The organism is Mucilaginibacter sp. P4_G9, from assembly GCF_056400985.1.
Genome location: NZ_JBFUKF010000199.1, coordinates 1 through 12,086, shown reverse-complemented (window position 1 = coordinate 12,086; position 12,086 = coordinate 1). Strand labels below are relative to the sequence as shown.

The 12,086-nt window shown below is 43.7% G+C and carries 11 protein-coding genes; 7 read left to right on the top strand and 4 right to left on the bottom strand.

Translation table 11 applies throughout. The features are described from left to right. Positions 1-84: 84 nt before the first annotated feature. On the bottom strand, positions 85-444 hold the full coding sequence (locus AC1DPZ_RS16550) for a nuclear transport factor 2 family protein (protein WP_477405348.1): 360 nt from the start codon (positions 442-444) through the stop codon (positions 85-87). 181 nt (positions 445-625) lie between these two features. Here AC1DPZ_RS16550 and AC1DPZ_RS16545 point away from each other — a divergent pair, with 181 nt between their 5' ends. From AC1DPZ_RS16545 to AC1DPZ_RS16520, 6 genes are all read left to right on the top strand, one after another. Further along, complete coding sequence (locus AC1DPZ_RS16545) at positions 626-1,231, top strand: RNA polymerase sigma-70 factor (protein WP_477405346.1); 606 nt, start codon at positions 626-628, stop codon at positions 1,229-1,231. A 42-nt stretch (positions 1,232-1,273) separates the two neighbouring features. Next, the gene (locus AC1DPZ_RS16540) at positions 1,274-1,531 is read left to right on the top strand and encodes a hypothetical protein (RefSeq protein WP_477405344.1); all 258 of its coding nucleotides are present in this window, start codon (positions 1,274-1,276) and stop codon (positions 1,529-1,531) included. Beyond that, a complete protein-coding gene (locus AC1DPZ_RS16535) occupies positions 1,531-1,863 on the top strand; it encodes a type II toxin-antitoxin system RelE family toxin (RefSeq protein ID WP_477405342.1) in 333 nt (110 codons plus the stop codon). The genes AC1DPZ_RS16540 and AC1DPZ_RS16535 overlap by 1 nt, the downstream gene beginning before the upstream one ends. A 121-nt stretch (positions 1,864-1,984) precedes the next feature. Further along, positions 1,985-2,980: a FecR family protein gene (locus AC1DPZ_RS16530; RefSeq protein WP_477405340.1), complete on the top strand. Its 996-nt coding sequence runs from the start codon at positions 1,985-1,987 to the stop codon at positions 2,978-2,980. A 107-nt stretch (positions 2,981-3,087) separates the two neighbouring features. After that, complete coding sequence (locus tag AC1DPZ_RS16525; RefSeq protein ID WP_477405338.1) at positions 3,088-5,715, top strand: TonB-dependent receptor; 2,628 nt, start codon at positions 3,088-3,090, stop codon at positions 5,713-5,715. A 4-nt stretch (positions 5,716-5,719) separates the two neighbouring features. Then, complete coding sequence (locus tag AC1DPZ_RS16520; protein WP_477405336.1) at positions 5,720-6,538, top strand: DUF4249 domain-containing protein; 819 nt, start codon at positions 5,720-5,722, stop codon at positions 6,536-6,538. A gap of 136 nt (positions 6,539-6,674) precedes the next feature. Here AC1DPZ_RS16520 and AC1DPZ_RS16515 read toward each other — a convergent pair whose 3' ends face one another. The 3 genes from AC1DPZ_RS16515 to AC1DPZ_RS16505 all read right to left on the bottom strand — a co-directional run bounded on the left by AC1DPZ_RS16515 (position 6,675) and on the right by AC1DPZ_RS16505 (position 11,572). Beyond that, a complete protein-coding gene (locus AC1DPZ_RS16515; protein ID WP_477405334.1) occupies positions 6,675-8,450 on the bottom strand; it encodes a M81 family metallopeptidase in 1,776 nt (591 codons plus the stop codon). A 285-nt stretch (positions 8,451-8,735) separates the two neighbouring features. Further along, positions 8,736-9,737, bottom strand: a complete 1,002-nt coding sequence (locus AC1DPZ_RS16510) for a sensor histidine kinase (protein ID WP_477405332.1) — start codon at positions 9,735-9,737, stop codon at positions 8,736-8,738. 128 nt (positions 9,738-9,865) lie between these two features. Next, positions 9,866-11,572, bottom strand: a complete 1,707-nt coding sequence (locus AC1DPZ_RS16505) for a hypothetical protein (RefSeq protein WP_477405330.1) — start codon at positions 11,570-11,572, stop codon at positions 9,866-9,868. Positions 11,573-11,826: 254 nt separating this feature from the next. Between AC1DPZ_RS16505 and AC1DPZ_RS16500 the strand changes: the two genes are divergently transcribed. Beyond that, a partial coding sequence (locus AC1DPZ_RS16500) for an SDR family NAD(P)-dependent oxidoreductase (RefSeq protein ID WP_477405328.1) occupies positions 11,827-12,086 on the top strand: 260 nt, incomplete at its 3' end.

The following is a 12,086-nucleotide window of genomic DNA, read 5'->3' as shown; positions in this document are numbered from 1 at the left end:
GTTTTGATATCGCTAAATATACATAGTATCATGCAAAAAAACAGGGAAGCCAGCCCGTCTCTTTTTAAAAAAGAATCTCACCCCCTAATTATACATCACAATAACCTTTTCCACCATCCCATCGCCATTAAAAAACAAATTTTCAACCGCGTTTTTGCCGCTATYGGTGTTATGATAATATATACTGATACTGTTTACGCCGGTGAGTACTTCCAACAGCTCAAAATGCAGATCGGGTACTTTACTCAGAGCGGTTTCCCAATAAAGTCTTACATTGTTTTTGCCCGATATGATGCCACCACAATCGGGGTATATTTTCAGGGCATATGGCGTTTGAATACTAAAGTCATCGGTGTAATGCGTCATCAGGGTATCCAAATCCTGTTTATTCCAGCAGTTTATCCATTCGGCGGCAAACTGTAATGCAAATTGTTGGTCTATCATTATTTATATTCAAAAAGGCTCGATTAAACAGCTGTTATAAAAACAAACGCCGGGGTGAACATTTCTTTGTCCCGGCGCATATAAATTTATCATAATTTACGTTTAGTGTAACTTTAGCTATCTAACTTTGTCATATCAACACATTACCCAATAACAAATTGGGGCATCCTATGAATAAAACATGCCCATTTTGAACCTGAGTCAGCCTTATACAGATCAGCAACTCCTGGATTTAATCAGGACTGACGACCGCGAAGCATTTACCGAGCTTTATAACCGCTATTGGGATAAAACCTTTGCCGTGGCACTGCACCGTTTAGGTGATGAGCACGAAGCCGAAGAAGTGGTGCAGGAGGTATTTTTAAGCATCTGGCAGCGCCGGGCAAGTATTGAATTGACACATAGTGTTGCTACTTATCTTTCTGTAGCGATTAAATATAAGGTGATCAACCACCTGGCCAAACAACACCGCAGGCAATTGCAGTTGAATGAAATAACCATCGCCACCGCCGAAACAGACGATACCACCAATAACTGGCTCAACGAAAAAGAATTAAGGCGGCAGCTGGATTATAGCATTAACCAGCTGCCCGAAAAATGCAGGATAGTTTTCCTTTTAAGCCGCGAAGAAAATAAAACCTATGCCGAGATAGCTGCGGAACTGAATATATCGCAAAAAACGGTTGAGGCGCATATGAGTAAAGCCTTGCGGGATTTAAGGGAAACGCTTGGGGTATCGGTAGCGGTATTTACTTTCGTATTGCTAAGCTCCGATCGCTTTTTGTAGTACCATCCTTTGTACATTAGCTAACATTATTTATCTTTGAGTATGACAAGGTTAACGGTAGATATTAGTAACAAAAAATCCGAAAAAGCGGTTAAAGCGGTTTTGGAGGCCTTAGGGCTAAGTTATGATATTGAACAATACAACAGTTCTACTAAAAAACCGCTAAACAAAGCAGAGCAGCGTGTTTACAATAATCTTAAAAATTCCTTTGAGCAAATTAAATTGCATCAGCAAGGTAAGGTTGAACTTCAAAACGCAAAAGAAGCCTTAGCAGAAATCGAAGCATCACTTAAAAGTTAATGGCTTTCGATGTTGTTTTAACACCAGGTTTTAAGAAAGACCTGAAGCATATCGCCAAAAAACACAAACAGATCTTAAAAGGTTTAGATATCTTAATTGATAAACTAATGGAGAACCCTACAATGGGTACTGATCTTGGTCAAAGTGTATATAAAATCAGGCTTTCTATTTCAGGCTCAAATAAAGGTAAATCTGGCGGTGTCAGGATAATTACTTATGTTATATTCATAAATGAGGTTGTTTATCTTTCAGAAATTTATTTAAAAAACGAGTTTGATACTGTGAATGTCACAAACGTTTTGGCCAGACTGAAAGACAACGGCATTATCTGATTCATACCGTTAAATCTTCATTTGCATTTTCGTTCCAATTTCCCTCAAATAAATTTCATTTCCCACTAAGGGTATTTCCGTTTGGTACTGACTATATGTGTAAAGGTCAAAACAATTTACCATGGAAAACAATTCCTACGATCCGAAGGAGCTTGCTCATAAGCTGGAACAAGGCACCATAAACCCCGAAGAAAAAGCGTGGTTTGAGCAATGGTACGCGGGTTTCAATGATGAGGAAGTGTTGTTAACCGGCTCAAAGCATACCAGTTTGGAGCAGCTTAAGGATAGTATCTTCAACCGCATCTCGGCACAAATGGAAACGCCTGTACAATCAAAAGGCAAAGTTGTTTCTTTATGGCGAAACATAGCTGCTGCAGCGGCTATAGTATTGCTTATTGCCTTTGCTGCTTTTTACAAAAACGCTATTTTAAACATCGTTTACCGTGTAAAAGAGATACAATTGAGCTGCAACGCGGGCCAGCACCGGCAAATGAGTTTGCCCGATGGTACAAAAGTTTGGCTCAGCCCATCTACCCGGATCACCTACCCGGATAAATTTGGAGACAAGCAGCGTTTGGTAAAACTGGAAGGCGAGGCATTCTTTGAAGTTAAGCATGATGCCGCCCATCCGTTCATCATCCAGTCGGGAGCTATCAAAACCGTAGTGTTGGGTACCAGCTTTAATGTGCAGGCATACCCGGATGCCGGTACTGCCGAAGTAACGGTAGTAAGTGGTAAAGTAGCCGTAGCATCATCGGCAGGAAATAAAAACCAACAGCAGATCATGGTTGCCAGGCAAAGGGCTGTTTTCAACAAAAACGACGGACTGCTGGTTAAAGAAAGTTTCCCGGATGCTTCAAAATTTCTTAGTCAGCGTAACGGCTTGTATGATTTTGAAGGGGCTACGCTGCAAACTGTTGCCGATGAACTGGCCCGGCAATACGGTGTACGCATTAATGTAGATCCACGAATAGCCAAGGACTTATATTATGGCCACTTAAACACCAATCAACCAATTAGCAATGCGCTGAATATGCTTTGCATCGTAATGGACAATGCCAATTGGAACAAGGCGGGTAACAACTACTATCTACAGAAACTGCCATCTAAAAATTAACCTTTTCAAAAAACATCCGGTTTAGTGTTAAAAAACCGAGTAACTAATTAATTCAAATCCAATACATGGCCCTGGTCACGTACCGTATCTAAAAACTACCGTAAACAATGAAAAACAATTTCTCTGCATGGTTCCGAACGGTACTATGTGCACTGTTCATATTAGCAATAGTGCATCCACAAGTTTATGCCCAAAGTCCGCTCGATAAAACCATAACCATCAGCATTAATAATGTACCGTTAAAACAAACTTTAGACAAAATTACTGCCCTTAGTGGTATAAGATTCACTTACAATGAAAGAGTTGCCAAAAGCGATGTAAAACTCAGCATCAATGCCCAAAACCAACCATTGGGCAATGTTTTAAAAAAGGCGCTTGCACCCCAACCCTTTAGTTTTGCAGTGCTTGATAAGGACATTATGATTAAATATGATCCCGAAAAAGTAAAAAAGCAGCCCGCCGCCCTGGTTGGCGGAAAATTCACCGTAAGCGGCACTATTAAATCAAAACAAACCGGCGAAACCATTATAGGGGCAAGCATCAGGGCAACGGATGTAAACCAGGGTACATCAAGTAACGAATATGGCTTTTACTCACTTACCTTGCCGGCAKGAGATCATGAGCTGGCTGTAAGCGCTATTGGCCAAAAAACAACAATGATAAATGTATCATTAACGGCCAACCAGCGGCTCAACATATCAATGGACAACAATGAGCAGGCGCTGCAGGAAGTAACRATCACGGCCAAAGCACCCGGCACCCGCGACCTCGCCAGTCCGCAAATGGGGGTTGAACGTTTAAGCATCCAGGAAACCAAAAATATCCCCGTGTTATTGGGCGAGCGCGATGTGATCAAAACCATACAGCTATTACCCGGCATCAAATCTGCCGGCGAAGGCAGCGGCGGCTTTTATGTACGCGGCGGCGCATCAGATCAAAACCTGATCCTGCTGGACGAGGCACCGGTTTACAATGCATCGCACCTGCTGGGTTTCTTCTCTACCTTTAACTCGGATGCTATCAAAAACATCAGTATTTATAAAGGCGATATGCCGGCACAATATGGCGGCAGGCTTTCATCTGTGCTGGATATTAAAATGAACGATGGCAATAACCAAAAGCTTGGCGTAAGCGGTGGCGTTGGGCTGATAGCGGCCAGGATTAACGTGGAAGGCCCTATCCAGAAAAATAAATCATCCTTCCTTATCTCGGCCCGAAGAACTTATGCTGATGCCTTCCTGGCTTTTTCTAAGGATTCTATCGCCAAAAAAAGCCAGCTTTATTTTTACGATATCAACGCCAAAGCCAATTATATTTTAGGAGATAAGGACCGTTTATTTCTTTCGGGATATTTTGGTAAAGATGTGCTCAAAGCCGGGGATATTGCAGGCATCAACTGGGGCAATACAACTGCAACGCTTCGCTGGAACCATATTTTTAACAGCCAGCTGTTCTCCAACACCTCGCTGATCTATAGCAATTACGATTACAAGATCAACATCAAAGAGGATGTAAACGAATTCAACATCTTCTCCCAGATAAAAGACCTTAACCTAAAGGAAGACCTGCAATACTATGCAGGCGATAAAAACACCATCAGTTTTGGCTTCAACGGCGTTTACCATACCATTAAACCCGGCGAAATTTCATCAACCGGTAACTCGGGTATTATGTCGCAGAACCTTCAAAACAGGTATGCCCTGGAGGATGCAGTTTACGCCACCAATACCTGGAAAGCCACCGACCGCTTTAGTTTAACTTACGGGCTTCGTTTATCGGCCTTTACTATACTTGGCCAGGGCGATTATTACACCTTTGATACCGATGGCAATATAACTGGGGCAACGCATTATACATCGGGCCAGGTGGTTAAAACCTATGTAAACCCCGAACCACGCATCGCGGCAGCATATTCTTTGAACGAGTACAGTTCGGTAAAAGCATCGTATGCCCGTAACGCGCAAAATTTACACCTCATCTCCAACTCCAATTCCGGCTCGCCAACAGATAAATGGGTAGCCAGTACCAACATCATCAAGCCAGAGCTGGCCGACCAGCTTTCGGTTGGTTATTACCGCGACTTTAAAGATCACCAGTATGAGTTCACCTTCGAGACTTATTATAAAAAATTACAAAACCAGGTAGACTACCGCAATGGCGCCAATGTTTTTACCAACCAACCCATAGAAACGCAGTTACTTTACGGCAAAGGAAGAGCCTATGGCGCGGAGTTTTTACTGAAAAAGAAAACCGGCCGTTTAACCGGCTGGATAAGCTATACGCTATCAAAAACCGAACGCAAGATAGATGGCATCAACGATAACGAATGGTACAATGCCCGGCAGGACCGCACACATGACCTTGCCATTGTCGCCATGTTTAAAGCCACCGAGCGATGGACCCTATCTGCTAATTTTGTTTACTATACCGGCGATGCAGTAACTTTTCCTAACGGTAAGTACCAGGTGGATGGCGCCAACTATTACTACTACACCAGCCGCAATGCCGACCGGATGCCCGCCTACAACAGGCTTGACCTGGGCGCAACACGCCAGTTGAAGAAAAGCGCGAAATTTGAATCAGACCTCACCTTTAGTTTGTATAATGCCCTGGGTAACCACAACGCATACCGTATCTTTTTCCGCAATAATAAAACCGACCCAAGTCGTACAGAAGCTGTAAGGACCACTTTGTTCACTTTTGTACCATCCATCACCTATAACTTTAAATTTTAAGCTAATGTATACGCCTGTAAAATATTTAATACTAACGCTCTTCATAGCCTCGTTAAGTTCCTGCGAAAAAGCGATCAATCTGAAACTGAAAGATACTACTCCACAATACGTTGTTGAAGGAGTGCTTACCAACCAAAGCGGCGGCTGCAAAGTAAACCTGAGCCAAACCAAAAACTTTACCGATAATAATGATGTAATTGGTATTGATGGCGCCCAGGTAAGCATAACCGATGATAATACGGTTTATCCGCTTACACCAGGAGGCTCGGGAGTTTACCAAAACAGTACATTAAAGGGCGCATACGGCCATATTTATAAACTTAGCGTTACCGTTGCAGGTAAATCGTTCACGTCGACCTGTGCCATGCCTGCGGCTGTAGCTTTAGATAGCATTTACCTGGTAAAAAGCGACTTTGGCGACAATAAGGATGGTACCACGCGTAAATACGTAACCGTAAAATACCATGACCCTGCCGCTACCAAAAACTATTACCGTTTTGTACAGTATGTAAACAACCGCAAAGAAGAATCGGTACTGCTGGATAATGATGAGTTTACTAACGGCCAGGAAGTTAACACCAGCTTAAATTTCAACAACGATAATGACGACCCGGCAAGGGATATCCGCCCGGGCAACCAGGTAACCATCGAAATGCAGTGTATTGATCCTGCTGTTTATAAATACTTTTTCAGCCTCACCACAGGTGCTACCGGCGATGGCAATAACGCCGCCCCGGCCAATCCATTAAGTAATATTGTAGGTGGCGCATTGGGATATTTCAGCGTACATACCGTGCAAAGGAAAACGCTGACCGCGCCGTAAGTTGGCGGTTAAAGGAAAATCATTCATCCTGAACTTGTTTCCGGGTCTCACAGGACGGGTAACCATCATGTAGTGTGCCTTGCTTATGGGATACCGAAACAAGTTCGGCACGACTCTTTTTATTAATGAGTAACCATCACAACCCATCCGACGATGGAACCAGCTTAGCTGAAAGATCCGGATCTTTCATGTTTTTATCCAGCGGGAACATGGGGCGTAGGATCCTGTGGTAAGGCAGGCGTTCTATATTCTGGTCAACTCCTCCCGGTGTCAGGGCAAGCAGCCAGTCGGCACGCATGGCATAAAGTTCGGGTTCCAGGTAACCAATTTTTACAACCACAATATCAGCTTTGCGTGGGTTAAGGCCCAGGCGGGTAAAGTCGATCTCCTTATGGTAGGGCTTACGTTTTTGAGTAATAATAACATGTACACTCCCAACCCGCACCACTGCTTCAACCTCTGCATCCTTATCCCCATATTGTATAGATTCCACAGTTCCCAAGAGCTTTATGGGGGCAGCATATCGGGCATCAACCAACGCCCCGGCATAACCTTCCACATGCCCGCCAACACCGGCAGTAATGGCGCTTTTCACCAGTTCGGGTGCAGGGATAGAGGCATATATCAGCGAGGGACCATTATCAGCCTTAAACTCCGGGCGTGCAAGAATCTGCGTCAATGTCCATGTGGCGTCACCGGCGCCACCAGCGGTGGGGTTATCGCCCGAATCGCTGATATAAAAAGGATGCTTTGTGCTTGCCAGGGCCTTGTTAAGGCATTCGCTTAAGGTGCCGGTTGGCGCTACAAATTCAAAGGCATTCCGGGCATCCCAAAACCTGCGCGCCAGTTGTTCGGCAGTATGTGTTACCTTGTCCTTATCATCGCCTGTTACCATTACCACCGCATGATTGCGCGGTTCGTCGGCCCAGGCGTAGCCTATCCATATGGCAGCGTCGGTAATCCCAGCTTGCGCCGCTGCGGGTGCAACCGCTTTATAGATACTTTTACCGGGTTCTATGCGTGTACTTGTTTTTTCGCCAGGCAGCAATATAGGTATCGGGATATAAGCTTTGTACCTGGGTTTTCCTTTACCGCTTTCAATCCTGTCAATCAAATTCTGTACCGCCCGTTGCTTGGTTTGCATGGCATCTTCATGCGGGGCCATCCGGTAACAGGTAATCAGATCGGTATTTTGTGCCAGGCGCCAGGAAACGTTGCCATGCAGGTCCATAGAAGTAGAGATGATCGTTTTTTTACCAACTACTTTCCTTATCCGTACGATGAGATCGCCCTCCGGGTCATCAAGCCCTACTACACTCATAGCGCCATGAATATCAAGGTATAAACCATCATACGGCGCATATTTTTTAAGCGAATCCAGCATTTTATTTACCAGTGACTCATAGGCCTGCCTTGTAACCGCCCCGCCGGGCAGACTTTTACCTACCACAGCAGGAAACCATACCGCCTTTTTGCGAACAGGCGAATCAACCGCCAAAAACGGGTATGAACTAAATACTTCCGAACTATATTTTGCGTGAAAAGCCGCCTCATCCGTAAGTGCCGGCGAAAACGTACTTGATTCTATCCCAAGCCCCGCGATAGCGATTCGAGGCAGCGGCCTTGCTAACTGTATACTGTTTATTTTTTTGGCTGAAGAGTTATGCTTATTTTTAAGGTAAGCAGAAGAAGCGGGAGTTTTAATTTTATGATTTGCGATCTTTAAGTTAACGGGCCTTGCCCCGGTAAAGCAAACTATTAAAAAACTTGAAATTGTTATTAACAGCAAACGTTTAAGCATATCCATAAATAAAAGGTTGTTATAAAGATACATTTTTACTTTAAGGTACCGCGATGTCCAAAGTACCTGGTAAATTACCCTGTAAATATTACCATAAACCCACCTCAGCATGAAACGATCTGAAATTATTAAACGCGAACTGGAAGTTGCATTTTCCAAACATTCCCAGCCTGTTTGGTTCAGAATTTTGAAATATATTTTAATCGGTGGTTTGCTTTACTTTTTTTGGGGAAGCAAATTACTTTGGATCATTTTTCCGGTTCTGTTTGTTTTTTCCTTATGCCTCCATTTTTGGTACAGGTATAAAACCCAGGGCTGGACAAAAAGTTATGGTCTATGGAAATATGATAAAAACAAGCCTGGCACCTAAATAGGTTGAAGTGTTATCATTCAACCTCAAATAGTAAACCAAAATGTTGATCCTTTTCCTATCGTACTTTCAACTCCAATTTCGCCCCGATGCTGTTTAATAATTTCAGAAGAAATATAAAGCCCCAGCCCCACGCCCGGGTAATTTTGAGAGGTGTTTTCAACCCTGTAAAACCTATCGAAAATATGTTCAATTTTTTCTGCCGGAATACCAATACCCTTATCAATAACTGAAAATTTGATCAGGTCGGCAGATAACTTTTCAAACCTGATGGTAACCGGTTCCTGTAAGTCGGCGTATTTGAAAGCATTGGTCAGCAGATTAGCAACAACCTGGTCAATCTTTCTTCTGTCGGCATTTATTACTAAATCTCCAGGTCCATCTATCAGCACCTCCCGGTCAATTCCAGCCTTACATTGCTCTGCGCTTTCCACAATTAAATCCATCAAATTAAAATCAGTTTTATTTAATTCCAGCTTTCCGGCCTGGATTTTGGTAACATCCATCAAATCATTTATAATTCCGGTAAGCTTATTGGTTTGATTAACCGCCTTTGTAACAAAAGGCGATATCGTTTTTAAATCATCATTTTTAGCAACCATTCTTTCCAATAACTGTAACGATGCTTTTACACTGGTAATCGGGGTTTTAAGTTCATGGCTGGCAATACTCATAAACTCATCCTTTTTCGCCATCAACTCTTCTGTTGCCTGTTTTAAAATTTCGTGGTTTTTTGCTTCCTGCTCGGCTTTTTTTCTTTCCTCTATCTCAATTTCCAACTCCTTCTGGGTCCTGATCTTATAGATCATGGGCAAAATTTTGTACAAAAAGTACACGGTAAACAGAGAAACTACAGCGGTTGCAAACCTCACTAAAGCGCTTAGCCGATATCCCTGGGTTGGTAAACCGGCTTTTGCTGTGTGAGTTAATGTTTTACCCGACTGGCATGCAGAATCGCATACCACCGGCAATTTAGTAATTGCAATCCCGGAGTTGGCCATCATTTTTTTTAATGTTTTTGTTTCCAATCCTGTTTTAGTTTATGTGATCCCGGTTGATACAAGGAGTAGCGTCGGGTTTTAAATTGTGATGAACCTGGTTATCTGGATTCGTTTACATTGAAAATAGTAAGCGGAAGACCAGAAGTTTTTTAATTTCAATACCTCCAACTTTTCAAATCGGCCCCTTTAGGAGCCCTTGTTTTAACCTCGGCAGCCCACTTTTTGATAAACATCTGGTGGTAACGCAGGCGGCTGATATAGTTGGGCTGGGTATGGTCGCCGTTCCAGCAATGTTCGGCACGGTCGCCGTAGTCAATTTCGCAGCCGCAATTGGGGTTGTTTAGCTTTTTCAGCATATCCTCGGCACTGTAAACAGCATTGTTGAGGTAATARGTATCCATATCACCTACGTAAATATGAATTTTCCCCTTAAGGCTTTCACCTATCTTAGGCCAATCACGCTGAATGATGTGGGTAAGGTCAAAGTGATTTCGCCAGTAAGCGGCAACGCTTGTATCTATTGTTCCTGTATATTTATCAAAAATACGCTGCGGATAACCATCCTTATCCATAGGCGAAAAAACCGCCTCCCATATATCAAACTGGTCGCCGCTGCGGCTACGACTGCCCAGGGCGAGCTCGCGTTGGTTAACTTCTTTTAAGGTTGCGCCTATATGGCCAAGGTAATCGCGCTCGGCTGGGCGGGGTGTTTTTTTGAAATCGCTTGTGGGGTAATATGCGTTTTTATCGTTGTAAATATCGATGGTAGTATAATGGTGAAAATCTACCGGGTCGGGGCAGGCGGCGTAACAGCCATTGTACTCATTGGGGTAAAATACCTGCGCTGCCAATGCCTCCCAGCCACCCGTTGAGCCACCGTACATGAACCTCGCCCATCCCTTTCCTATCCCTCTGAACTCCTTTTCAATCTCCGGGATCAGCTCATAGGTTATCGCATCACCGTACGGACCTAAATTGGCCGAGTTTACAGCATACGAATCATCGTAATAAGGGTTGGCATGCTGAATCTCGATAGCGAGCACCCGGGGAAACCCCGGGCCTGTCCATTGCCTGTAAAAGTCATAAGCTTCCTGCTGCACAATTTTATTGTAGCCGGTGATATGGAAACGTGCCGAGGTATCGGGCTTTAAATTTTTATCGGGCGGTGTGGTGCTGAAACCCTCCAAATCGGCCGGGAAATGGCCGTGGAAAATAGCCAACGGATATTTTACTTTAGGGTGCTCATCAAAACCGGCTGGCAGCAAAATATTGGCACCTAAATACATCGGCCTGCCCCAGAATTCGGTAAGCAGCTTGCTTTGAATTTTGATGTGCTTTATGTATTTGGTATCCTTCGGCGCTTCAACGGGCGGGATGATTTTATTGATAGTGAGCAACACCTGGTTTGATGCAGCCGGGTCGAAATGAATTTTTATTGGGGCCGAATAGATATTGCCCGGCGCTATGTTCCAGTGCTGCCCCTCGCCCCTGTCCATGGGCAGTTTTACGGCATGACCGGTTTTTAAATGGAAAGTTTCGTATTTATGCAGCAGCACCTGTACATAGTAATCGCCGGCAGGTACATCCTTTAAACGCTCGAGCGGGTAACCAACGGCCTGCACATCTATTAATTGGGTGGCGCCGGGTTTCCATCCATCTACATCCGTACCAAAAACCAATTGTGTATTGGCAGCATCGCCAACCTCGAAACGGGGTTCGGCCTTATTATTTTTGGAGAGCAACAGTAGCAACCTGCCATCCAGGTCTTTTTCGCCAAGCGCGGCATCGATACTTACCCTGAACGTTTGTGCATGCCCCAAAAATGGAAAGACCACCAATAGCATTAAGATCAGTTTTTTCATGTGTAAGGTGTTTGGACCTAATATAAGGAAAATGTTTATTCCGAAAAAATTAAGCGGATGCGAAGACAGCTAAAAGCTGAAGGCTTAAAGCAAAAAGCTATGAAGTAAGAATATCTGAAATCTTTTACCTCTGCAGTTTTTGCTTTAAGCCTTCGGCTTCCAACCTGTTTGATTTTCGCAAACATTGGATTGATGTATGCAAACTGCCTGGCATTTTACATCTTAACTTTGTTCTATCAAATTAAAACAGAAAAATGGAACCAACAAATAAAATAGCTCTTGTAACCGGCGGCAGCCGCGGGTTGGGCAAAAACATGGCGCTAAGCCTTGCCAAAAAAGGTATTAACGTGATACTTACCTATCACAGTAAACAAGATGAGGCACAGGCAGTAGTAGCCGAAATTGAGAAAGCTGGTCTTAAAGCTGCGGCTTTACAACTCAACGCCGGCGATGTTAAAAGTTTCGATAATTTCTTCACCCGGTTAAAAGCAGTACTTAAGGATACTTTTAATAC

Coding starts and splice junctions, on each gene's coding strand:
- AC1DPZ_RS16535 (WP_477405342.1), top strand. CDS start 1,531: ATGGCTTTCGATGTTGTTTTAACACCAGGTTTTAAGAAAGACCTGAAG.
- AC1DPZ_RS16545 (WP_477405346.1), top strand. CDS start 626: ATGCCCATTTTGAACCTGAGTCAGCCTTATACAGATCAGCAACTCCTG.
- AC1DPZ_RS16520 (WP_477405336.1), top strand. CDS start 5,720: ATGTATACGCCTGTAAAATATTTAATACTAACGCTCTTCATAGCCTCG.
- AC1DPZ_RS16530 (WP_477405340.1), top strand. CDS start 1,985: ATGGAAAACAATTCCTACGATCCGAAGGAGCTTGCTCATAAGCTGGAA.
- AC1DPZ_RS16515 (WP_477405334.1), bottom strand. CDS start 8,450: ATGCTGAGGTGGGTTTATGGTAATATTTACAGGGTAATTTACCAGGTA.
- AC1DPZ_RS16540 (WP_477405344.1), top strand. CDS start 1,274: ATGACAAGGTTAACGGTAGATATTAGTAACAAAAAATCCGAAAAAGCG.